The sequence below is a fragment of the Actinophytocola glycyrrhizae genome, from assembly GCF_042653545.1.
Classification (GTDB): domain Bacteria; phylum Actinomycetota; class Actinomycetes; order Mycobacteriales; family Pseudonocardiaceae; genus Actinophytocola; species Actinophytocola glycyrrhizae.
The window spans coordinates 410,211-432,188 of record NZ_JBHSIS010000007.1 but is presented as its reverse complement, the minus strand read 5'-3'; the positions used below and the strand labels follow the sequence as shown (position 1 = coordinate 432,188).

Below are 21,978 nucleotides of genomic sequence, written 5' to 3'. Positions count from 1 at the left end.
GCACCTATCGAGGGATTGTGGCGACCTCCATTTGCGCATCTAGAATTGCTACATGGCAGTTATCAGCGGTACCGCTGAGTCACGCGACCTGGGCGCCGAACTCCGGCGCCTGCGCACGGAGGCCGGTCTGAACACCAGGACCATGGCCGACCGGACCGGAGTCTCGAACGCGAACATCTCGTTCTGGGAGACTGGTAAGCGGCTCGTACCGTTGGAGAGGTTGACCGCCATCCTCGATGCACTGAGCGTGACCGACGACGAGCGGGAGCGCATCATCGGGCTACGCCGCAAGGCAGACGGCCCCGGCGAACTGACCACCGGCTCGACCAGCATCGGCAAACGCCTCACGAGACTGATCGAACTGGAACGCACAGCCACCCGGATCACGCACATCCAGCCGCTGATGATTCCCGGGCTTCTGCAGACCAGCGACTACGCCCGCGCGGTCTTCGGTGACAACGATCCCGACGTCGACACCAAAGTCGCGCTGCGAGCAGGCCGCCGTGACGTGATCACCCGTCGGCGCAACCCGGTCGAATTCCTGGCGCTGATCGACTCCGAGGCACTCGTCCGGCCCATCGGATCACCCGAGGTGATGGCCGATCAACTCGACCACCTGGTCCGGATGGCCGAACTGCCCAATGTGACAGTTCAGGTCGTGCCAAGCACCGCTCCTGGTCACCACCCGATGCTGGCGGGCCCGTTCGTCCTGTTCGAGTTTCCCACCGCGACCCCCATCATCCTGCTAGAGCATTACCGCACGAGCGCGTTCCTCTGGGATCGGGAGAGCGTGGCGGCCTACCTGTCCGTGCCGGAGGAGATCCAGCGGGTGGCGATGACCCCGGAACGGTCGTTGAAGCTGATCAAGGAGATCGCGAAAGGAATGGAGACAGAATGACCACGATCCGCGAGGCCATCCGGTGGCGCAAGTCCAGCCTCAGCGACGGACAGGACACTTGCGTCGAGCTGGCACACACCGGAACCGCGGTGCGCGACAGCAAGAACCCGACCGGCCCCACGCTGACCCTCACCACCGACGACCTGCTCACCGCGATCAGGACCGGCCGACTCGACCGCTAGTCAGGCCCAAGGCAGAGCCCGCGACGACTGGCTTCACGAGGCGAGCCGCCCCGAACGTCCGCCGATGCCCCGAGTGACGCTTTCGGGACGTTGAACGTCCCGAAAGCGTCGTTCGAGGCATGAGGTCCGCGCCCGCCAACGGACGCGAACCGAGCAGCGCCGAGGGCACCACCCGACGAGCCGATGCCGTGAAAGGCGCGTTCACGGCACAACCGCTGCCGTGAAAGGCACGTTGACGGCGCTGAGCGCCGTGAACGGCCCATCGACGGCATCCCGAATGCCGTCAACGCGCCTTTCACAGCACTAAAACCAGGGCGCTCCGCGCCCCGGGCCCGCGAAGCGGGCGCCTGCCTGCGCAACCCCGATGGTGGCACAAGCCCACCCCAAAGGGGCTCCCTGCCATCCCCGAGACCTGCCCGTCCGGCGAGGACAAAGACCACCAAACAGGCAACGGCGAGGACGAACCACCAACGCCAGCCGGAACCCGAGGCCGGAACGCCACCGGCGGACTACGCAGGCAGACGCCACACCTGGTTGCTGCTCGCGAAGCAGTCCCAGATCTGCAGCCGCGTGCCGTCGGCCGAGCTTGGGCCGGTGGCGTCGAGGCAGCGCCCGGAAGCGGGGTTGCGCAGCGTGCCGTTGGACTGCGCCTGCCACTGCTGCGCGCCGGTCCCGTTGCAGTCGTACAACTGCACGACCGTGCCGTTGGCGGTGCCCGCGGCGGTGACGTCCATGCACTTCCCGAGCGCGCGCAACGTCCCGTCGGAGCCGACCGTCCAGCTCTGCGCGTTCGTGCCGTTGCACGACCACAGCTGCACCGCGGTCCCGTTGGCGCTGCTGGCGCTCGCGACGTCGACACACTTGCCGCCGATGCCGGTGATCGGCCCGGTGCGCCCGGTCGGCGGGTTGCCACCGCCGGTCGCGACCTCGTAGATCGCGCTGACGAGTGACGTGCTGCCGCTGGTGTCCTGCGACAGCTCCCAGTTCATGATGCCGCCCGCGTTCGCCATGGCCCACTGCGTCTTGCGCTTGATCGTGGGGATGCCGTTGTAGCACTGCTGAGCACCGCCCGCGGTGACGCAGTCCCGGTTGGCGTTGGCCGGGTCCATGGCGACGAGCTGCGCGTAGGTGTAGTAGCCGGGCCTGCTGTAGAACGGCACGCCGAGCACGGTCTTGCTCGCGGGCAGGCCGCGGCCCTTCCAGTAGTTGGCGGACTGGATCGACCAGTCGTAGTTCGCGTGGGGGCTGCCGCCGTCGTAGGCCATGATGTTGAGCCAGTCGACGTACCCGAACACCGCGGGCTGCACGCCCTCCGCGGTGCCGCCGCCGGAGACGACGGCCGCGGTGAGCAGCTTGCCCCTGCTGTGCATGGCGGAGGACAGCTGCTGCATCAACGCGGTGAAGTTGTTGCCGGACTGGCCGGGGTCCGGATATTCCCAGTCGATGTCGACGCCGTCGAGGTTGTACTGGTTGACGACGTTCACCACGCTGTTGACGAACGTGGTCCGCGAGGTGGCGTTGGCCGCGAGGGCCTCGAAGGCGGAGTCGTTGCCGTCGTTCCACCCGCCGATGGCGAGCGAGACCCTGACGTTGTTGCTGTGCCCGAGGCTCACCAGCGAGGAGAGCTTGCCGGGGTCGGGGATGGCCTGCAGCGTGCCGTTGGCGTTCGGCAGCGCGAAGGCGTAGTTGATGTGGGTGAGCTTGTCGTACTGGACGCTGTTGACGCTCCCGGACCACGACGGCAGGTAGCCGACGCTCCGGAACCCGTTGGGCAGCGCCGCGGCGGCCGCGGGTGAGGCGGCGACCACCACGAGCCCGGTGGCAACGGTCGCCAGGGCGAGCCCGGCGGCACCCCACCGGTGTCGTCGCAGGGACAGGTGAGAGTTGGGCATGGGCGTTCCTTCCAAGGCAGGGAGAAGGTGACGCGTACGCGGAACCGGTTCCGGCCCAGTGAACATCGGACCTCTCCCGGCCGTCAATAGTGGACGGCACATTGGTTCAACCACTTCCGTCCAGACGCTCGGTTACTCACCGGCCGGCGGGCGCCTCGGTCCGCGCGCGGTCATCCGATGCAGCCGACCCGCTCCCGCACCCGCCGCGCGGCACGGGAGCCGCTGCCACGCATCCAGACGAGGACGTCGAGCAGGCGCAGGGTGCTGACCCCCTCGACGGGCGCGAGATCCGCCAGACGCGAACGCCGCTCACCGTCCAGGAGCACGCCGCGGATCGCCTGCCAGGAACCGGCGGGCGGCAACCGCAGCATCCGGAGGACCACCTGGTCGACGATCGGCGCGAGATGCGGCCGCTTGCGAGCGAGCAGCTTGCTGGCGGTGACCGGGCCGAGACCGGGCAACCCGGTCAGCAACGCCCACAGCTCGGTGAGCGGGCCGAGCAGGAGCGAGGTGTCCTCCCAGATCGTGACGTCCGGTGTGATCTGCCGGAGCAGCGCCGAGATCGGCTCCGCTTCCGCACCCTGGATGGCACGGACCGCCGGGGGCCAGAACCGCACGTCGAGCAGCGAGGTGGCGAACAGGTCGTCGGTGGTGATGCGGAACGGGTCGGGCTCACCGACGGTGTCGAACAACGCACCCGCGAAACCCGACCCGGGGTCGAAGTAGGCCGCCACGAGCGCCTTGGCCCGGCCTTCCGCCAGGATCTCGTCGACGATCGAGCCCGCGGCCACGCGGGAAGGTTCCGGCATTCACGCACCATACCCGGACAGGGCCGGACGACCGGGTTCGTTCGACGGGTGGTTCGACCCGTTCCACGGGACTTTCGGCCGGTTTTCCGGGATTGTTCGGCGCCATTGCGCCGACCACCGAGAATACGGTACTACCAATTTTCGCGCGTGAATTTCCCCATTCCCGGAGGTGCGTGATGTCATCTCGATGGTCCCGTCGCTCGTTCCTGGCAACCGCGACGGCAGGCAGTCTGCTCGGCGCGACAAGCCTGGGGCAACCGCTTGCCTCGGGCCATCCGGGCGGTCCGGACGATCCGTGGGCGCGTGCGGACGCAATCGCGAGAAATGTCCGGCCACCGCGATTTCCGCGGAAATACTTCCCCGTGACCCGGTTCGGCGCGAAAGGCGACGGGGTCACCGACTGCACGGTCGCGTTCGCGCGGGCGGTGCGTGCCTGCGCGCACGCGGGCGGCGGACACGTCGTCGTGCCGGGGGGCCGGTACCTGACCGGCTCGATCCACCTCATCAGCAACGTCGACCTGCACGTGACCGCCGGGGCGACGATCGCGTTCAGCCAGGACCCGAACGCCTACCTGCCCGCCGTGTTCACCCGCTGGGAGGGCACCGAGCTGTACAACTACTCGCCGCTGATCTACGCGTTCGAACAACACGACATCGCGGTCAGCGGCACCGGGACTCTCGACGGGCAGGCCGACAACGCGCACTGGTGGCCGTGGAAGGGGAACACGGAGGACGGCTGGGAGCCCGGCGACCCGCACCAGGCCGCCGCGCGCGCCCGGCTGTTCGCGATGGCCGAGCAGGGTGTGCCGGTCGCGCAGCGGGTCTTCGGCGACGGCGACTACCTGCGGCCGAGCTTCGTGCAGCCCTACCGGTGCCGCAACGTGCTCGTGGCGGGCGTCACGATCGTCAACTCGCCCATGTGGGAGATCCACCCGGTGCTGAGCCGCAACGTGCTGGTGCGCGACGTGACCGTGGCGACCCACGGCCCGAACAACGACGGCTGCAACCCCGAGTCCAGCAAGGACGTCGTGATCCGCGGCTGCACCTTCGACACCGGCGACGACTGCATCGCGGTCAAGTCGGGCCGCAACGCAGACGGCAGGCGGGTGAACGTGCCAAGCGAACGGATCCTGGTGGAGAACTGCGACTTCGCGGCCGGGCACGGCGGCGTGACCGTCGGCAGCGAGATGTCCGGCGGCGTGCGGGAGGTGTACGCACGCGACCTGCGCCTGAGCAGCCCCGACCTGGACACCGCACTGCGCTTCAAGACCAACTCGGTCCGCGGCGGCTTCATCCACGACGTCCACGCGCGGGACATCACCGTCGGCACCGTGGCACAGGCCGTGATCACGATCGACTTCTACTACGAGGAGGGCCCCGGCCACGGCTTCGACCCGGACGTCACCGGCATCACCGCCGAGAACCTCACCGTCACCGACGCGGGCCGGGCGCTCAACCTGCGCGGCTACCCCGACAACCCGGTCGGCGCCATCCACCTGACGAACGTCGACTTCCACCACACGGCCCAGCCGTCCATCGTGGAGAACGTGTCGGGCCTGGTGCTGACCGACGTCTACGAGAACGGCGCCCCGATGGAGGTGTGACGCGGGGCATCGGCACGCTGTCTCGGTCGTGCCGGGACGGCGTGCTCGTGCGAGCATCGACGGGTGAGATTCAACGAGGGCGCCGACCTCGACACGTCGCAGGTCACCGACCGGCGTGGGATGGGTGGCCGGGTCGCCGCGGGCGGGGGCGGGCTCGGGATCCTGGGGCTCGTCATCTACTTCGTGATCTCGCAGCTCGGCGGCGGCGGTGGTGCCACGGCGCTGCCACCCGGGCTGGGTGATCTCGGCCAGAACGAGCAGGTCGGCTCGTCGTCGCTCGCGGAGCGGTGTCAGACGGGGGCGGACGCGAACCGGGAGGCGGACTGCCGCGCGGTCGCGTTCATCAACTCCATCCAGAGCTACTGGACCGGCACGCTCGACGGCTACCAGCCCGCGGAGACGAACTTCTTCTCCGGCGGGGTGCAGACCGGGTGCGGCAACGCGTCGTCGGCCGTCGGGCCGTTCTACTGTCCCGCCGACGGTGAGGTGTACATCGACCTCGGGTTCTTCCAGGAGCTGACCGAGCGGTTCGGTGCGCAGGGCGGGCCGTTCGTCGAGGGGTACGTGCTGGCGCACGAGTACGGCCACCACGTGCAGAACCTGCTCGGCACGTCCGAGAAGGTCGGGGCGGACACCGGGCCGGCGTCCGGTTCTGTGCGGCTCGAACTACAGGCCGACTGCTACGCCGGCGCGTGGGCCAACCACGCCACCACCACCCCGAACGAGGGCGGCGAACCACTGATCACCGAGGTGACGCGGGACGACATCGCCGCAGCGCTGGACGCCGCGTCCCGCATCGGTGACGACTACATCCAGCGCGAGCTTGGTGGCGGGTCCGTCGACACCACCCAGTTCAGCCACGGTTCCTCCGCACAGCGCCAGAAGTGGTACACGGTCGGCTACGAGAGCGGCGATCCGAACCGCTGCGACACGTTCTCGACCGACGACCTCGGTTAGCCCGCCGGGAGCTACACGTTCACGGCCGCCCTGCCCTGAAAGACGCTTTCGGGACACTGAGCGTCCCGAAAGCGTCTTTCGGGGCACTGGCTAGCGGAACAGCCGGGCCGGGACCGCGTTCGCGAGGGCGCGGTACCCGGCCGGGTTGAGGTGGAGGTGGTCGCCGGTGTCGTAGGCGGGCAGCAGTCGCCGGGGCGCGGCCGGGTCGCGGACGGCCCGGTCGAAGTCGATGACGGCGTCGAACTCGCGGCTCGTGCGGATCCAGTGGTTCACGGCCTGCCGCGCGGCCTCCCGGTGCCCGGCCGGGTCGTCGTAGCCGGTGTTGCCGCCGAAGGGAAGCAGCGTCGCGCCGAAGACCTCGATGCCCTGCGCGTGCGCACGGACCACGAACTGCTCGTACGCCGCGACGAGGTCGGCCGCGACCTGCCGCTGCGCCTCCGGGGTGGCCGCCGCGGTGCCGATGTCGTTGACGCCCTCGAACACGATCAGCCACTCGGCCCCGCTCTGCGCGAGCACGTCCCGGTCGAACCGGGCGAGCGCGTTGGGCCCGAGCCCGTCGTTGAGGACGCGGTTGCCGCCCGCGGCCTGGTTGAGCACGGCGACGTGCCGGACGCGGTCGGCGAACTGGTCGGGCCAGCGGTCGTTGCCGTTGGTGGTGGAGCCCCGGCCGTCGCTCAGCGAGTCACCGAGCACGACCACGCCGTCGGTGCCGCGCGCGGCGAGCACCTCGACGCCGGACAGGAAGTACCAGTGGTCCGTCGGTGTCGCGCCGGGCAGGTCGGCGGCGTCGACGTGGTTGCCCGCCAGCAGGTGCGAGGTCGTGCGTGACCCGGGGTGCGAGGTGATGTCGTTCGACGCCTGCCCGGCCAGCAGGTACACGGTGACGGTCAGGTTCGTCCTCGGCGCGACGGGGAACGCGAGCGGATCGGACACCACCTGCGCCCCGACGGGGACGGTGGTGGCGGCCCGCCCGTTGAAGGTGACGGGCCGCGCGGTTCCCGGCTCGATCGCCGCCACCCCGGCGCGGTCACCCGCGGGCAGCGCGACCGTCGCGGCGGTGATCGGCAACGCGGCCCCGCCGAACGCGTTGGAGAACCGCAGTCGCAGGTTCGGTCCGCCGACCGTGACCCGCACGGTCTGGCGCAGCGTCGTGTCCACCATGACGAGACCGTCCTGTGTGAACGGTGGTGGTGGCATGTTCCCCGGCTCGGTGAGCTGCGGCATGGCCGTCCACGTGTTCACCCAGTTCCCGGCCGCGACCGGCGAGCCGGCCGCCGGTGTCCCGATCCCTTGTGCCACACCGAGAAGCGCGGCGACCAGCACCCCGACGAGACCGACGACAACACGCCCGCGCATATGCCCTCCCGAATTCCGAAATTATCGGAAACAGTCCGGTTACGCGAAAACGTTAAGGCACGCCACAATTACGGGTCAACAAAAAGAATTCCGGAAGTTTCGAATTCGTCAGCTCCCCAGGGACCGCTGCACGGCGGCGTCGATCAGGTCGTGGACCTCCTGGTCGGTGAAGATGTCCGGCAGCGTGAGCCGCTCCACGATGAGCCAGTTCAGCGCGAGGTAGAGGAGCACCACCGACGTCGTGTCCCCCGGCAGACCCGAGGCGGCGTGGTGGCCGATGTTGGCGTCGATGTCCTCGCGGATGCGCCTGGTCAGCACTTCGCGCAGCTCTGGCCGCCGGGTGGACTCCAGCCGGAGCTCCAGCAGGGCGAGGTAACCGGAGTTGAACGCGGACACGCGGTCGACCAGCTCGTGCATGAGCTCGGCGTAGCGGGCCTGGTCCCGCACTCCCTCCCTGCTGCGCGCCATCGTGGCCTCGTCGGGCAGCAACCGCTCGTAGATGCGACCGCCGACCTGGGTGAACAGGTCGTCGCGGCTGGCGAAGTAGTTCGACGCCGTACCCGTCGGCACCGCCGCCTCCGCGTCGACGGCACGGAAGGTCAGCCCGCGCGCACCCTCCCTGGCGAGAACCTCGATGGCGGCGTCGATCAGCGCCTGCCGCCGCTCCGGGTTGCTCCGCATTGACACCACTCCATGTGTAGTACTACGTTCAAAGCACTTCATTCATAGTACTACACCGGGAGCCAACTATGCGAAAGCTCGTGTACTACGTCGCCGTGTCGCTCGACGGCTACATCGCGGGCCCTGGCGGGGAGTACGACTTCTACCCGGTCTCGGACCAGATGGCCGCCTGGATCAACACCCGCTACCCCGAGACGCTGCCCACGCACGTCCGGGCGCTCGTCGGCCTCGAGGACGCGCCCAACAAGACGTTCGACACGCTGGTGATGGGCAGAGGCACCTACGAACCAGCCCTGACCGTCCCGACCACCAGCCCGTACGCCCACCTGCGCCAGTACGTCGTCTCCAGCACGCTGACGATCGACGACCCGACCGTGGAGGTGGTACGCGGGGACCCGGTCGGACTCGTGCGCAGACTGAAGGCCGAGGACACCGGCATGGACATCTACCTGTGCGGCGGCGGCAAACTCGCGGGCACGCTGCTGCCGGAGATCGACGAGATGATCGTCAAGAGCTACCCCGTGGTGGCGGGCGCGGGCCTCCCGATGATCTCGGGCGGGTTCGACCCCACACCGTTCACGCCGACCCACCGCGAGAGCTTCGACAACGGCTCCCAGGTCACCTGGCTCACGAGGTCCAGTTGATTTCGTGAAGTTGGGTTGCGTGGGGTTTGCGGGCCCCGCTTCGCGGGTCCGGGCGCGCAGCGCCCTGGGTTCGGTGCTGCGAAAGGCGCGTTCAGGGCACCGGGCCGCCCTGCGGATGCCCCGCGCCCGGTGCGCAGCGCCCGGCGGACACCCACAGGCCCGACCCAATGCCGTGAAAGGCGCGTTCACGGCACAACGAGTGCCGTCAATGGGCCATTCACGGCGCCCAGCGCCGTCAATGCGCCTTTCACGGCACCGCCAACGCCGTCAACGCGCCTTTCACGGCACTGGGCCGGGCAGCAAGCCCGCGAAGCGGAGCAGCAACAAGCCCCGCGAAGCGGGGCCTTGCCCGCGCAACCCCGACGGTGGCGCAAGCCCACCACAAAGGGGCTCCCTGCCATCCCGTCGACCTGGCAGCGCCCGATCACACCGCGTCAAGGGGGGCCAGAAGCCCGAAACACAACACGCGGAAAGGCCCCCCTTGGCGCGGTGTGATAGCCCGTAGGGAGGTCGACGGGATGGCAGGCAGCCCGAACCCAACCGCAGCCAACCCACCCCTCCGCCACCCCCGAGACCTGCCCGTCCGGCGAGGACAAAGACCACCAAACAGGCAACCCCGAGACCGCCCGCCCGGCGAGGACAAACCACCCAAGAGCAAAGTTGCTCAGACTCCACCGACCGGCAGCGCGGCGCGGACCGCGATGGGCAGGTCCCGCAGGATCGCGCTGATCGTGGTGCCCTCGTTGCGGAAGTACCGCCGATCGGTGGCCGGGCCGCTCGCTCGGTGAACGGCGCACACCCGCCACTCGTCGGTGAGCACCGGCGCTCCGGAGGACGCGGGGAACGACGGCGTCGTGTACTGCACGACGCCGCCGCCCGCGTACTCGACGAGGTTGTCCCGCAGCGCGATCTGTTTGGGCTGGCCGCCGGGGTGCTGGATGAGGTTGACCCGGTCGCCGACCGCGACGGTCTCCGCGCCCAGCGGCAGGTAGGTCCACCGGTCGCCCGGCCTGCCGTCGAGCCGCACCAGCGTGTAGTCCAGCGCCTTGCTGGTGTGGAACAGCCCGCCAGGTGCGCCGCCGTGGTCGTGGTGCCGTTCCGGTCCGCCGTCCGCGCCGGCCTGGTGGTTGAACCGGAACGTCGTGTGCAGCACCAGGTCGGCCCTCGGGAGCACGTGGTTGTTGGTGAGCAGCAGGTCCGGCCCGACCAGGAACCCGGTGCCGGACCACGACGTGGTGGCCGTGGTGACGACGACGTCGACCACGCACCGCGCGGCCGCGACCGCCGCGCTCAGGAAGGCGACGGGCAGCGCCGTGTCCGCCCGGCGGGCCATCCCGGTCGCGGTGCCACGCCAGGTGCCGATGACCGGCGTCCGGACCACCGGTGTCATCAGGTCGTACTCGTACAGCAGCCCGGCGAGGGTCTCCTGCTGCTCCTCGCCGGTGAGAACCTTGACCACGTTGAGGAACAGCCCCAGCGCGTGCCGTCCCGCCGGGACCCGCCCGTACTCGGTGAGGGCGTGCACGATCCGGTCGGCGGCCTCGGCGGGCGAACCCGACACGTCGACGTTGGGCACCAGCGCGCCGAGTCCCGCGAGGTCGAGCAGGTCGCGGCGGGACTCCTCGGCCCCCAGTTCGCGAACGTCGGCCAGTAGCCGCACGAGCCGCCGCCGGTCCGCGGCGGCCAGTTCGGTCATCGCCGCCTCCTCCCGCCGGACCCCGCGACCATGTTGTCACGCAACGGTTTGCGGCGACAGCCTCCTCAGCTCTCGCCGACCGCGGCCCGGTCGTCGAGGTCGGCGGGCACACGCGGGGGTTCCAGCCACTCCCGCATGGTCGGCGGCAGCCGCTTCTCCAGCCCGTAGGGCTCCAGGTGCGCGGCGAACACCTCGTCGAAGGCCCGCTCGACGCTCTCGTCGTCCCAGCTGTCGCGTTCCAGCACCGGCGCCTTGAAGTACGGCTGGCCCACGATGTGCAGCTGCGGCCCGTTGCACCGGATCACCTGGCCGGTGACGCCGCGCGAGCGGTCGCCGAGCAGGAACGTCACCAGCGGCGCGACCTTCTCGGGTGTGCGGTCCGGCGGGCAGTTGCGCAGCGACCGCTCGCAGCCGAGCACCATGCGGGTGCGGGCGAGCGGGCAGACGGCGTTGACGCGGATCCCGGCGACCTCCAGGTCCAGCGCCCACGAGTAGGTCAGCGACGCGACGGCGCCCTTGGTCGCCGCGTAGGTGCCGCGGCCGCGCTGGCCGAGGAAGGCGCCGGAGGAGATGTTGACGATGGACCCGTCGCGGCCCATGGCGCGCATGGCGGCGAGGCCGGTGTAGATGACGCCGAGGACGTTGACCTCCACCAGCTCCTTCACCAGCCGGGCTTCCTCGTCCCACGGCAGCACCGCGTAGTTCAGCCCCGCGTTGTTGACGAGCCCGTCGAGCCTGCCGTACTCGGCGACGCACAGGTCGACCAGCGCCTGCGCCTGCTCCGCGTCGGCCACCGAGTGCCCGCTGGCCACCGCGCAGCCACCGTCGGCGGTGATCAGCCCCACGGTCTCGGTCGCGAGGCCCACGTCGACGTCGTTGACCACCACCGCGGCACCCGCACCCGCGGCATGGCACGCGAACGCCCGGCCCAGCCCCTGCCCGGCCCCCGTCACCACCACTGCTCGACCATCCAACGCCGTCATCGTCCGCTCCCCACAGTCACTCTCGACAGACGCCTACAGTGTCCATCCGGGACGAGGCCGCTGCCCGTGCCCTCGACAGGAGGTCGGATCGGTGCGGTCAACGCACACCGGGCACTTCGGTAGGGCCTTACGTCCCGGCGTAACGCCCAGCGGTACGTGGGGCGCGACGACCGGGCATGTCCGCCGGTCACGGACGGCGTAACGTCGGCGGTGTGACGAGTGCGGACTTGCTCACCGACGCGTTCGGCCGGATCAGCGAGGTCGTCCACGGCGCCGTCGACGGGCTCACGGAAGACCAGCTCACCCACCGGCCGGAACCGTCGGCCAACTCCATCGCCTGGCTGGTGTGGCACCTGACGCGGATCCAGGACGACCACGTCGCGCAGGCCGCGGGAGCCGAGCAGACCTGGCCGGCGTGGGCGGAGCGGTTCGGCCTGCCGTTCCGGCTCGGCGACACCGGTTACGGGCACGACGCGGAGGCGGTCGCCAAGGTACGCGTTCCCGCCGACCTGTTGCTGGGGTACCACGACGCCACCTGCGCGCGGACCGTCGAGTACGTTTCCGGTATCGCCGATGGTGATCTCGGGCGCGTGGTGGACGAGCGCTGGGACCCGCCGGTGACACTGGGGGTCCGGCTGGTCAGCGTCGTCTCGGACGACCTGCAGCACGCCGGGCAGGCCGCGTACGTGCGCGGGCTGCTGCCCCGTTAGGCAGCTGAACTGGGGCGGGTGAACATGGGACGCGGCCGACGATGGCGCAGGAAACGCCAGGACTGGCTGACACGGGACCTGGACAACGCCGAGTTCACGCTGAAACTGACGCGCTGGCTCGCGGCGAGGTGGTCCCGGCACGAGTTCGACGTCGGCTCGGTGCTGCTGGACTACGCACGCAGGCTGACCGAGGCCGGTCGCCGCGAGGAGGCGCTGGCCGCGCTGAACGAGTCGATCCAGATCGGCAACAAGCACATCCAGGAGAAGCCACTGCGGTACGCGCCGAACATGGCGGCGGCGCTGCTGACCAAGGCACACCTGCTCGCCGACCTGAACCGCGTCGACGAGGCCCTGTCCGCGGTCAGCGGCGCGGTGGACATCTTCCGCACGCTCACCCCGACCGACCCGGACCGCTTCGAGCCGGTCCTGTTCGCCGCTCTCACCTCGCTCGGCTTCTGGCGCCACCAGCGCGGTGACCTGGACGCGGCGATGCCCGCGTTCCGCGACGCCGCGGCACTGGCCCCGAAACTGCCCGCCACGCGGGACGGCGACCGGGCCATGGCACTGCACAACTACGGCGCCGTGCTGCACAAGCTGGGCCAGTCGGCGGAAGGGCTGCCGTTCATCGAGAAGGCCGTGACGATCCGCCGACGCCTGGTCAAGGAGGACCGCGACCGGTTCGAGCGCGACCTCGTGCTGTCGCTGCGCAACCTTGAGCAGGCACTGTCCGCGGTGGGCCGTTACGTGGAGGCCATCGAGGTCATCGAGGAGCTGTCCGCCATGGGCAGAAGGTCGAGCCCGGCCACGGAGAGCGACTCCGGCTCGGCGTAACCCGGCCGCCTTCACAACACCGCCATGCCCTGAACGACGCTTCCGGGACACCCGACGTCCCGGAGGCGTCTTTCGGGACGTCCGCACCCGTCTCGAACACAGCCACCGGTAGTCGCAAATTTTCTGACTCACGTCAAGTTCTTGCATGTCGTCTACCGGCTGTTGCATGCTGCTTACAGCTCTGGCACCCCTGCTGTCTCAGAGAAGAGAAGACGCCATGACACGTATGCGGCTCTCCCGGCTCGTCGCCGGTCTCCTCGCGGCGGGGCTTTCCGTCGCCGGGATCTCATTCGCCTCCGCGGCCGGTGGTCCCTCGCCGGACCGCCTTGTCGCCCAACCCCGGCCGGTCGCGGTCGCCGACGTGCCGTTGACCAGGACCGTGTCGGCCAGCAGCGCGCTCGCCGGCTACCCGGTGGCCAACGCCGTCGACGGGAACCAGGCCACCTACTGGGAGTCGGCCAACCACGCGTTTCCCCAGTGGATCCAGGCCGACCTCGGGGCGCAGAGGGCACTGTCGCGGATCGTGCTGAAGCTGCCGGTGAACTGGGAGGCCCGCACCCAGACGCTGGTCGTGCGCGGCAGCACCAACGGCACGTCGTTCACCGACCTCGCCGGGACGGCCGGGTACACGTTCGCGCCCAGCGCCAACACGGTCACGATCCCGGTCACCGCGTCCACCCGGTACGTACGGCTGCACATCACCGCCAACACGCGGTGGCCTGCCGCGCAGCTCTCCGAGTTCGAGCTGTACGGGCCGGACACCGGCGACACGCAGGCGCCGACGGCGCCGGTGAACCTCGCGCTCACCGAACCCGGCGCCGGGCAGGTCCGGCTGAGCTGGACGGCTTCGACCGACGACGTCGGCGTCACCGGCTACACCGTCTACCGCGACGGTGCGCCGGTCGGCACGGTCACCGGCACCACGTTCACCGAGAACCGGCCCGCCGGCACGCGGCTCACGTACTTCGTGCGGGCGCGGGACGCGGCGGGCAACGAGTCCGCCGACAGCAACCACGTCGTGCGCGCGGGACCCGTCGCGGGCGCGAACCTCGCAGAGGGCAAGCCGATCGAGGCGTCGTCGACGGTCCACTCGTTCGTCGCGGCCAACGCCAACGACGGCAACACCGGCACCTACTGGGAGTCCGCGGCCGGTTACCCGAACACGCTGACGGTGAAGCTCGGCGCCGACGCCGACCTCGAACAGGTCGTCGTGAAGCTCGACCCGGACCCGATCTGGGGTGCGCGGACCCAGGCCTTCGAGGTACTCGGCCGGGACCAGGGCGCTTCCGGTTTCACGTCGCTGAAGGCCCGTGCCGACCACCGCTTCGACCCGGCCGCCAACCAGAACTCGGTGACCGTCCCGGTCAGCGGGCGGGCAGCGGACGTGCGACTGCGGTTCTTCGCCAACTCGGGCGCGCCGGGCGGGCAGGTCGCGGAGTTCCAGGTGATCGGCACCCCGGCACCGAACCCGGACCTGGTCGTCACCGGCACGAGCTGGACGCCGGAGAACCCGACGGAGACCAGCCAGATCGCGGTCTCGGCGACCGTGCGGAACGCGGGGTCCGCGAGTGCCGGCGCCACGACCGTGAACGTCAGCCTCGGCGGCACCGTCGTCGGCAACGCGAACGTGGGCGCGCTCGCCGCGGGTGCGGCCACCACGGTGACCGTGAACGCGGGCACCCGGCCGCAGGGCAGCTACAGCGTCGCCGCGACCGTCGACCCGGCCGACACGGTGCTCGAGCAGAACGACGCCAACAACACGTTCACCTCGCCGACGCCGCTCGTGATCGCGCAGTCGCCAGGACCCGACCTCCAGGTCACCGGCATCACGTCGAACCCGCCCAACCCGGCGGTCGGCGCGGCCGTGTCGTTCACCGTCGCGGTGCACAACCGCGGCACGAGCAGCGCGGGCTCCTCGGTGACGCGGCTGGCCGTCGGCGGCACCACGCTGAACACCAACACGGGCACGATCGCGGCCGGGGCCACGGCGAACGTCGCGATGTCCGGCACGTGGACCGCGACCAACGGCGGTGCGACCCTCACCGCGACGGCCGACGCGACGAACACGGTCGCGGAGACCAACGAGTCCAACAACGGGCTGTCGCGGGCGATCGTGGTCGGCCGCGGCGCGGCGGTGCCGTACGTCGAGTACGAGGCGGAGGACGCGCAGTACCAGGGCCAGCTCCTGGAGACCGACCCGCTGCGCACGTTCGGGCACACCAACTTCGCGACCGAGTCGTCCGGCCGCGAGTCGGTGCGGCTGACCGGCCAGGGCCAGTACGTGGAGTTCACGTCGACGAACCAGGCGAACTCGATCGTGGTGCGCAACTCGATCCCCGACGCCCCCGGCGGCGGCGGGCAGGACGCGACGATCAGCCTGTATGTCAACGGCACGTTCGCGCAGAAGCTGACGCTGTCGTCGAAGCACAGCTGGCTGTACGGCAACACCGACGACCCGGAAGGGCTGACGAACACGCCGCAGGCCGACGCGCGGCGGCTGTTCGACGAGTCGCACGCGCTGCTGTCGCGGTCCTACCCGCCGGGCACGAAGTTCCGGCTGCAGCGCGACAGCGGTGACAACGCGGCGTTCTACGTCATCGACCTCGTCGACCTGGAGCAGGTGGCGCCGCCGTCGGACAAGCCGGCGGGCTGCACGTCGATCACCGAGTACGGCGCGGTGCCGGACGACGGCAACGACGACTCGGCGGCGTTGCAGCGCGCGGTGACCGACGACCAGAACGGTGTGATCAGCTGCGTGTGGATCCCGGCCGGCCAGTGGCGGCAGGAGCGGAAGATCCTGACCGACGACCCGACCGTGCCCAACGGTGGTGGCCAGTACAACCAGGTCGGCATCTCCAACGTGACGATCCGCGGCGCCGGCATGTGGCACTCGCAGCTGTACTCGCTGATCGAGCCGCAGAACGCGGGCGGCATCAACCACCCGCACGAGGGCAACTTCGGGTTCGACATCGACGAGAACACCCAGATCTCGGACATCGCGATCTTCGGCTCCGGCCGGATCCGCGGCGGTGGCGGCGCGGAGGGCGGGGTCGGCCTCAACGGCCGGTTCGGCACCGGTACGAAGATCACGAACGTGTGGATCGAGCACGCCAACGTCGGGGTGTGGGTCGGCAGGGACTACAGCAACAAACCGGAGCTGTGGGGTCCTGCCGACGGCCTGGAGTTCAGCGGCATGCGGATCCGCGACACCTACGCCGACGGCATCAACTTCACGAACGGCACGCGGAACTCGAAGGTGTTCAACTCGTCGTTCCGCACCACCGGCGACGACTCGCTCGCCGTGTGGGCGAACCAGTACGTGAAGGATCCTTCTGTCGACGTCGCGCACGACAACGTGTTCACGAACAACACGATCCAGCTGCCGTGGCGCGCGAACGGGATCGCGATCTACGGCGGCCACGGCAACAAGATCGAGAACAACCTGATCCACGACACGATGAACTACCCGGGCATCATGCTGGCGACGGACCACGACCCGTTGCCGTTCTCCGGGCAGACGCTGATCGCGAACAACGCCCTGTACCGGTGTGGCGGCGTGTTCTGGGGCGAGCAGCAGGAGTTCGGCGCGATCACGTTCTTCGCGCAGGGCAAGGACATCACCGGGGTGACGCTGCGGGACACGGAGATCCACGACTCGACCTATGACGGCATCCAGTTCAAGACGGGTGGCGGCAACGTGCCGAACGTGGCGATCACCAACGTGAAGATCGACCGGTCGAACAACGGCGCGGGCATCCTCGCCATGGGTGGCGCACGCGGCAGCGCGACGCTGACGAACGTGACGATCACGAACTCGGCGATCGACGACATCGTCGTCGAGCCGGGGTCGCAGTTCGTCATCACCGGCGGGCAGGTCCCGGCGGTGGCGGCGGGCCGCCGGGGCACCCGGTAGCGGAGGGGAAGACCGGTCCGGTGCCGGGGCGGGTCGCAACCCGCCCCGGTGCCGGACCGAACCATTGGATCCGGCCGTGAAATCGGTGCGCGGCCTACGAACCCGGCACCCCTGGTCGAGCCGTCGAGACGGCGCTGCGCGAACTGCCCGCGCCGAGAACAGGCCACCTCACCCGTCTGGCGACCCTGTTCGGGTGACGTGCGTCAGCGGTGGTGCTCCGCCGCCTCCCGCACGCGCGCGACGTGCCGGTCCCACCACCCGGTGTCGCCGATGTCCTCGTGGTCCCTCCCCGCGCGGCCGTCGACCAGCTCGCGCACGATGTCGGCGTGGCCCGCGTGCTGGGCGGTCTCCGCGACCACCCGCACGAGCAGGTGCCCGAGGGTCGTCTCGCGGCGTTCCTCCGGCCACCACGCCACCGTCGCTGGCGCGTCGAGGCCGAGCTGCTCCAGCGACTCGTCCGTGTGCCGCCACGCCCGCCGGTACAGCCCGACGAGGTACTCCCGGCTCTCCCCCGGTAACGCCCACATGTCCGCGCTGTCCCAGATCGTCTCGTCGTTCCACGGCAACGGCACCGGCACCGGCCGCCCGACACACTCCCCCAGGTAGCCGAACTCGATCCCCGCGAGGTGCTTGACGAGCCCCAGCAGGTTGGTCGCCGTCGGCGTCATCGGGCGGCGGACGTCGTACTCCGACAGCCCGTCGAGCGACGCGACCAGCGCGTCACGGCTCTGCTGGAGGTAGCGGTGCAGGTAGGGGGTGATCATGGCGACAGGTTAGGTCGCACCACCGACAGGAACGTTCAGCGAGCGGACCCCGCGAGCTCCGAAACGACGGTCAACACCCGATCGAGTCCGGTCATGGCGAGCGGGCGGGTCACGACGTTGCCACTGGTCCGGATCTGGAGCGTGCTGCCGATCTCGGCGCACCGCTCGTGGTGTGTCAGCAGCACCGCCAGCCCAGCCGACCCGAGGAAGGTGAGCCTCGTCAGATCCAGCACGACCGGGGCCGGTGGCACCACGATGGCCTCCGCCTGGTCGAGCTGCGCGGACAGCCGCGGGGCGGTGAGCATGTCGACCTCACCACCTGCCTGGACCACCACTGAGAGGTTGTCCACGGTCCGCTGTACCCACATCAGGGCGTCGAGATCGATCACAACGGCCTCCACTTGGTGGCGCGAGCCTGGGGAGACGGTCGAGCATAGTTGGGGTTCGTGCCCGGCGCGAGCCCTCGTTCGCCGTGGTAGCCGCGATTCCGGGGGACTCCGTGCGATTTCACCCGTCCGGAGGAAGATCGCGCCGGGAGCCGGACCCGGACGGGTACGTCCATTTCGGACGGTCGCGCGCCCGACGCGCGGAAACGTGGCGGAAACGTGTCCGTGCGCGTGCGGATTCCCCTGCACGTTCCGGCCCGGAGCGCGGAATCCCCGGACGGGTCATTGACACCAGCCGCCGGGACCGGTCCTATGGACGGCGTGCCCCAGGTCCCGCTCACGAGGCGCCGCCACACCGACCCAGCCATCGTGGCGGCCCAGGGCTGTGCCGGTTCGTCCTGCCAGCCCGTTGCCGACCCCAGCGAGGTGCACCTGTGCTGCTGCCGACCCCGACCATCGTCGTTCACCTGAACATCGAGCTGCCGCGAAACCCGGACACACTCGCCGCGCTGTCCGAACTGCTGCACTCGGTCGCCGAGCTGCCGGGCGTCGCGGTGACCCAGCGCGCGGTCCCGGAACTGCCCTACCCCCGCCAGTCGGCCGCCGACACCGGGGACGAGCGGCTGCGGATCGTGCCGTACTCGCGCACGGTGCTGCGCCGCGGCCTGCCGATCCCACTGACCAGGCTGGAGTTCGACCTGCTGCTGTACCTCACGCAGCGGCCGAGGCGGGTGCTGCCGCGCCGCACGATCATGGCCGACGTGTGGGGCATCCACGAGCCGATGAACAGCCGCACCGTCGACGTCCACATCAGACGGTTGCGGGACAAGCTCGGCCCGGACCGGCCGCGGATCAGCACCGTGCGCGGGGTGGGCTACCGCTTCGACGGCCCGCAGGACGTGGTCGTCGAGTCGGCACCGGAGTGGGCGGTGCTGTGACCCGGTCCGCTCCGCCAGTAGCACGGCTGTGACACCACGGAAGGCTCTGTACCAATCGGGGCCGGGCACCGTGGTGGCGCCCGGCCCCGGTGGCGACTACCGGGTCACACGCCCGCGATCGAGCGGATCCAGCTCCGGTACGACGTGATGTTGGTGTACGCGGTGCGGGTGGCGCGGTCGCTCGTCGACGCGACGCCCACCTGCCTGCCGGACGCGAACATCGGGCCGCCGGAGTCACCGCCCGCGGTGATGCCGTTGATCCGCTGCGCGCAGACCGCGACGCCGCCGGTGTAGTCACGGCAGTTCACCGACGTGACGCGCACGTCGGCGTACTTCAGGTAACGGGACTGGCAGTTGATCTCCGGCTGATTGGTGCAGGTGGCGCCCCAGCCGTAGACCTGGACGGTCTGGCCGACGGAGACGTTGCTCGACGTGCCGAGCGGCGAGTACGTCGCCGAGACGCTGCGGTCCAGCCGCACGACCGCGAGGTCGGCCCGCGAGTGGCGGGTGATGGCGGTCGCGTTGGCCACGGTGCCGCCACTGGTCTGGTCGAGGCTGCCGATCCGGAACGAGTACGAGCCGGAACTGGACACGCAGTGCCTGGCCGTGAGGACGTACTGCGGCGCGATGATCGTCGCGGTGCAGTTCTGCTGGCCGTTGACGAACAGGCGCGCCGCCCACGGCGCGTTGGACGCGTTGCCACCGCCGATGATGAACGGGGTGGCGCCACCGCCTGGCTCCGGCGGGGCGGCGACCGCCTGCGGGGCGGCCGTGGTGAGTGCGAGTGCCGCCCCCACCACCGCGAGGGCGAGCTTGAACAGCTTCATATCCGGTTTCTCGATTCTGCGGTCGTGCGACCGCGTGCAGGGGGTGAATCGGGAAACCCCAGCTCACCACTCGCCGGCGCGACCGGGCAAGGAAGCGAACTTCCCAGAATTACCGGCTATCCCGCCCAAGGACGCGGGTCGCTGGTCAGGCCGGGCCCATCAGCCCGGTGACCGGGGCGTCCGAGATCGCCATGCACGTCCCCGTGTTGTATCCGGCGGGCCACTGCTCCGGTGACCCGTAGCTCATGCCGAACCCGACGCCGTCCCGTTCGCCGCCGAGGTACTCCTCGACCGCGGCCCGGCACTCGCCCGTCGTCACGGCCTCGATGTCGGCCCGCGTCGGCGGCGGTCCGCTCAGCTCGCCGAGCTTCACCACCGGCGTGACGGCCTCGCTGCGGTGCGGCTGGTCGCAGGACACCATGATCGCGGGCCCGGGGTCGGCGGGCCCGCCGACCAGGCACTGCCGCAGGTCCCCGAGTCCGTCGGCCAGTACGTCGCGCAGCGACCCGGTCCTGCGCGTCGTCTCGCCGTTCGCCGAGTCGACGCTCGCCAGGCACGAGTACCAGCGTTGCCCGGCCCGCCACCGCGGTTCCGTCGGCCACACGTAGGCGGCCTCGACGAGGCTCGCCTCCACGTCCGTGCTGCCGGTGAACTCGACGAGCGTCTCGCGGCACGTCGGGCCGACCACCGTGGCCAGCTCGGGCGGGAACGTGTCCGGCACACCGGCAGGCAACTCGTCGGACAGCGTGACCTCGTACTCGTGCGGCTCCTCGCACGACACCACCTGGATGCCGTCCTCGATGGCGAGGCAGTCGCCAGGCGGGTACGCGCCGTCGGGCGGCGGCCCGGTCGTCGTCGTGGTGGTGGTCGGTGCGGTGGGCACGGGCGCCGCGGCGGACTTGCCGCCCACAGTGGACACGCAGGCGGCGAGCGGGACGGCGACCAGGAACGGCACGACACGGCGGAACATGTCCCGCAGACAACCACGGACCCGCCGGGACGGGTCCCCGTCGACCGGAACCGGCCGCGCCGATGGCCCTCGGGTCACCGGCGCGGCGGAGCTACCTGCGGCGGACCGCGTGCTCGACCTCCGTCAGGTCGTCCGCCGTCACCAGGCGGTACTCGGCGACCCGCTTGCCCACCGCGAACCTCGGGTTCTGGATGCGGCCGTCGCGGGCCTCCGAGTACGGGTCGGCCAGTTCACCGAACGCGATCTGGGAGACCGTGCGGATCGCGTCATCGACGCGTTGTGGCCGTTCCAGGTTCCACGCGTGGCCGCCGCGCCAGTCGCGGATGCGTTCGTAGATGCGGCGGTTCGTCGGCGGGAACGGGGAGTCGTCGTCGCCCGCCAGCCACGGTTCGGCGAGGGCAAGTGCCACGTACCACTCCTTCGAGTGGCGGGTGAGCTGTCCCTTGCGCTCGTGGGGTTTCAGCTCCGTGTCGCGGTGGGCCGGGGGCGTGGACGGCGTGGACGGCATGAGCGCGTTGACCGTGAACGTCATCAGCAGGTCGGTGAACAGCTCGGCGCCGACCTGCTTGCCTGCCAGCACGACCAGCTCGTTCTTGCCGCCGTCCAGCAGTGCGGTCATGTCCCGCACCAACGTCACGCGGCGCGCGCCGCCAGGGGCGTCCAGCAGGCTCGACAGCCTGCCCTCACCGGCGCCCATCCACCGCAGCCACGCCGCCTCGTTGCCGACCACCAGCTCGGCCAGCGTGCCGGACACGTGCGGCGCCGAGGCGGGCAGCCGCAGCTCCACCCGGCCGGGGCCCGGTCCGTTGACGCTGTGGGGGTCGCGGCCGAACAACAGGCGTTCGCCCGTCGTCAGCAGTACCGGGTGCACATCGTTGCCCCGCACCATGACCTGCAACATTGCCGCAGACTACCTGGCGGGCAAGCCCCGGAAAGC

The 21,978-nt window shown here is 70.2% G+C and carries 20 protein-coding genes; 9 read left to right on the top strand and 11 right to left on the bottom strand.

Annotated features, from left to right (window positions below):
• The first annotated feature begins 52 nt into the window (after positions 1–52).
• Positions 53–898: a helix-turn-helix domain-containing protein gene (locus ACFPCV_RS17865; protein WP_378057326.1), complete on the top strand. Its 846-nt coding sequence runs from the start codon at positions 53–55 to the stop codon at positions 896–898.
• Positions 895–1,080, top strand: coding sequence for a DUF397 domain-containing protein (locus tag ACFPCV_RS17860; RefSeq protein ID WP_378057325.1), 186 nt, complete (start codon positions 895–897; stop codon positions 1,078–1,080). Before ACFPCV_RS17865 ends, ACFPCV_RS17860 begins: the two co-directional genes overlap by 4 nt.
• A 509-nt stretch (positions 1,081–1,589) precedes the next feature.
• Here the strand turns inward: ACFPCV_RS17860 and ACFPCV_RS17855 are convergent.
• Complete coding sequence (locus ACFPCV_RS17855; RefSeq protein WP_378057324.1) at positions 1,590–2,972, bottom strand: glycosyl hydrolase family 18 protein; 1,383 nt, start codon at positions 2,970–2,972, stop codon at positions 1,590–1,592.
• A gap of 170 nt (positions 2,973–3,142) precedes the next feature.
• Positions 3,143–3,781 carry a DUF6308 family protein gene (locus ACFPCV_RS17850; protein WP_378057323.1) on the bottom strand — a complete coding sequence of 213 codons (639 nt, stop codon included), beginning with the start codon at positions 3,779–3,781 and terminating at the stop codon, positions 3,143–3,145.
• 362 nt (positions 3,782–4,143) lie between these two features.
• On the opposite strand from ACFPCV_RS17850, the gene ACFPCV_RS17845 reads away from it, so the two are divergent.
• On the top strand, positions 4,144–5,385 hold the full coding sequence (locus ACFPCV_RS17845; RefSeq protein WP_378057322.1) for a glycoside hydrolase family 28 protein: 1,242 nt from the start codon (positions 4,144–4,146) through the stop codon (positions 5,383–5,385).
• A gap of 63 nt (positions 5,386–5,448) precedes the next feature.
• Positions 5,449–6,342 (top strand): KPN_02809 family neutral zinc metallopeptidase, encoded by an 894-nt coding sequence (ypfJ, locus tag ACFPCV_RS17840; protein ID WP_378057321.1) that lies wholly within the window; start codon positions 5,449–5,451, stop codon positions 6,340–6,342.
• A 90-nt stretch (positions 6,343–6,432) separates the two neighbouring features.
• Here ypfJ and ACFPCV_RS17835 read toward each other — a convergent pair whose 3' ends face one another.
• A complete protein-coding gene (locus tag ACFPCV_RS17835; RefSeq protein ID WP_378057320.1) occupies positions 6,433–7,698 on the bottom strand; it encodes an SGNH/GDSL hydrolase family protein in 1,266 nt (421 codons plus the stop codon).
• 108 nt (positions 7,699–7,806) lie between these two features.
• Positions 7,807–8,379, bottom strand: a complete 573-nt coding sequence (locus tag ACFPCV_RS17830) for a TetR/AcrR family transcriptional regulator (RefSeq protein WP_378057319.1) — start codon at positions 8,377–8,379, stop codon at positions 7,807–7,809.
• Between the two features lie 68 nt (positions 8,380–8,447).
• Here ACFPCV_RS17830 and ACFPCV_RS17825 point away from each other — a divergent pair, with 68 nt between their 5' ends.
• Complete coding sequence (locus ACFPCV_RS17825) at positions 8,448–9,023, top strand: dihydrofolate reductase family protein (RefSeq protein ID WP_378057318.1); 576 nt, start codon at positions 8,448–8,450, stop codon at positions 9,021–9,023.
• Positions 9,024–9,687: 664 nt separating this feature from the next.
• Here ACFPCV_RS17825 and ACFPCV_RS17820 read toward each other — a convergent pair.
• Both ACFPCV_RS17820 and ACFPCV_RS17815 read right to left on the bottom strand, forming a co-directional pair.
• On the bottom strand, positions 9,688–10,719 hold the full coding sequence (locus ACFPCV_RS17820; RefSeq protein ID WP_378057317.1) for a trypsin-like peptidase domain-containing protein: 1,032 nt from the start codon (positions 10,717–10,719) through the stop codon (positions 9,688–9,690).
• Between the two features lie 65 nt (positions 10,720–10,784).
• Positions 10,785–11,702, bottom strand: coding sequence for an SDR family NAD(P)-dependent oxidoreductase (locus ACFPCV_RS17815; protein WP_378057316.1), 918 nt, complete (start codon positions 11,700–11,702; stop codon positions 10,785–10,787).
• A 212-nt stretch (positions 11,703–11,914) separates the two neighbouring features.
• On the opposite strand from ACFPCV_RS17815, the gene ACFPCV_RS17810 reads away from it, so the two are divergent.
• From ACFPCV_RS17810 to ACFPCV_RS17800, 3 genes are all read left to right on the top strand, one after another.
• Positions 11,915–12,412 (top strand): mycothiol transferase, encoded by a 498-nt coding sequence (locus ACFPCV_RS17810; protein WP_378057315.1) that lies wholly within the window; start codon positions 11,915–11,917, stop codon positions 12,410–12,412.
• 24 nt (positions 12,413–12,436) lie between these two features.
• Positions 12,437–13,243 carry a tetratricopeptide repeat protein gene (locus tag ACFPCV_RS17805; protein ID WP_378057464.1) on the top strand — a complete coding sequence of 269 codons (807 nt, stop codon included), beginning with the start codon at positions 12,437–12,439 and terminating at the stop codon, positions 13,241–13,243.
• A 217-nt stretch (positions 13,244–13,460) separates the two neighbouring features.
• Positions 13,461–17,156: a CARDB domain-containing protein gene (locus ACFPCV_RS17800; protein WP_378057314.1), complete on the top strand. Its 3,696-nt coding sequence runs from the start codon at positions 13,461–13,463 to the stop codon at positions 17,154–17,156.
• A 203-nt stretch (positions 17,157–17,359) separates the two neighbouring features.
• On the opposite strand, the gene ACFPCV_RS17795 is transcribed toward ACFPCV_RS17800, so the two are convergent.
• Together ACFPCV_RS17795 and ACFPCV_RS17790 are read right to left on the bottom strand one after the other, a co-directional pair.
• Complete coding sequence (locus ACFPCV_RS17795) at positions 17,360–17,920, bottom strand: DinB family protein (RefSeq protein WP_378057313.1); 561 nt, start codon at positions 17,918–17,920, stop codon at positions 17,360–17,362.
• A 35-nt stretch (positions 17,921–17,955) separates the two neighbouring features.
• Entirely contained in the window at positions 17,956–18,309 is a 354-nt protein-coding gene (locus tag ACFPCV_RS17790; RefSeq protein ID WP_378057312.1) for an STAS domain-containing protein, read from the bottom strand.
• A gap of 431 nt (positions 18,310–18,740) precedes the next feature.
• Between ACFPCV_RS17790 and ACFPCV_RS17785 the strand changes: the two genes are divergently transcribed.
• The gene (locus ACFPCV_RS17785; protein ID WP_378057311.1) at positions 18,741–19,244 is read left to right on the top strand and encodes a winged helix-turn-helix domain-containing protein; all 504 of its coding nucleotides are present in this window, start codon (positions 18,741–18,743) and stop codon (positions 19,242–19,244) included.
• Between the two features lie 104 nt (positions 19,245–19,348).
• On the opposite strand, the gene ACFPCV_RS17780 is transcribed toward ACFPCV_RS17785, so the two are convergent.
• The 3 genes from ACFPCV_RS17780 to ACFPCV_RS17770 form a co-directional block, all read right to left on the bottom strand.
• Positions 19,349–20,071: a S1 family peptidase gene (locus ACFPCV_RS17780; protein WP_378057310.1), complete on the bottom strand. Its 723-nt coding sequence runs from the start codon at positions 20,069–20,071 to the stop codon at positions 19,349–19,351.
• Between the two features lie 145 nt (positions 20,072–20,216).
• Entirely contained in the window at positions 20,217–21,041 is an 825-nt protein-coding gene (locus ACFPCV_RS17775) for a septum formation family protein (protein ID WP_378057309.1), read from the bottom strand.
• Between the two features lie 91 nt (positions 21,042–21,132).
• Positions 21,133–21,942: a hypothetical protein gene (locus tag ACFPCV_RS17770; RefSeq protein ID WP_378057308.1), complete on the bottom strand. Its 810-nt coding sequence runs from the start codon at positions 21,940–21,942 to the stop codon at positions 21,133–21,135.
• Between the last annotated feature and the right edge of the window lie 36 nt (positions 21,943–21,978).

Coding starts and splice junctions, on each gene's coding strand:
- ACFPCV_RS17865 (WP_378057326.1), top strand. CDS start 53: ATGGCAGTTATCAGCGGTACCGCTGAGTCACGCGACCTGGGCGCCGAA.
- ACFPCV_RS17860 (WP_378057325.1), top strand. CDS start 895: ATGACCACGATCCGCGAGGCCATCCGGTGGCGCAAGTCCAGCCTCAGC.
- ACFPCV_RS17855 (WP_378057324.1), bottom strand. CDS start 2,972: ATGCCCAACTCTCACCTGTCCCTGCGACGACACCGGTGGGGTGCCGCC.
- ACFPCV_RS17850 (WP_378057323.1), bottom strand. CDS start 3,781: ATGCCGGAACCTTCCCGCGTGGCCGCGGGCTCGATCGTCGACGAGATC.
- ACFPCV_RS17835 (WP_378057320.1), bottom strand. CDS start 7,698: ATGCGCGGGCGTGTTGTCGTCGGTCTCGTCGGGGTGCTGGTCGCCGCG.
- ACFPCV_RS17830 (WP_378057319.1), bottom strand. CDS start 8,379: ATGCGGAGCAACCCGGAGCGGCGGCAGGCGCTGATCGACGCCGCCATC.
- ACFPCV_RS17825 (WP_378057318.1), top strand. CDS start 8,448: ATGCGAAAGCTCGTGTACTACGTCGCCGTGTCGCTCGACGGCTACATC.
- ACFPCV_RS17820 (WP_378057317.1), bottom strand. CDS start 10,719: ATGACCGAACTGGCCGCCGCGGACCGGCGGCGGCTCGTGCGGCTACTG.
- ACFPCV_RS17815 (WP_378057316.1), bottom strand. CDS start 11,702: ATGACGGCGTTGGATGGTCGAGCAGTGGTGGTGACGGGGGCCGGGCAG.
- ACFPCV_RS17805 (WP_378057464.1), top strand. CDS start 12,437: ATGGGACGCGGCCGACGATGGCGCAGGAAACGCCAGGACTGGCTGACA.
- ACFPCV_RS17800 (WP_378057314.1), top strand. CDS start 13,461: ATGACACGTATGCGGCTCTCCCGGCTCGTCGCCGGTCTCCTCGCGGCG.
- ACFPCV_RS17795 (WP_378057313.1), bottom strand. CDS start 17,920: ATGATCACCCCCTACCTGCACCGCTACCTCCAGCAGAGCCGTGACGCG.
- ACFPCV_RS17780 (WP_378057310.1), bottom strand. CDS start 20,071: ATGAAGCTGTTCAAGCTCGCCCTCGCGGTGGTGGGGGCGGCACTCGCA.
- ACFPCV_RS17775 (WP_378057309.1), bottom strand. CDS start 21,041: ATGTTCCGCCGTGTCGTGCCGTTCCTGGTCGCCGTCCCGCTCGCCGCC.
- ACFPCV_RS17770 (WP_378057308.1), bottom strand. CDS start 21,942: ATGTTGCAGGTCATGGTGCGGGGCAACGATGTGCACCCGGTACTGCTG.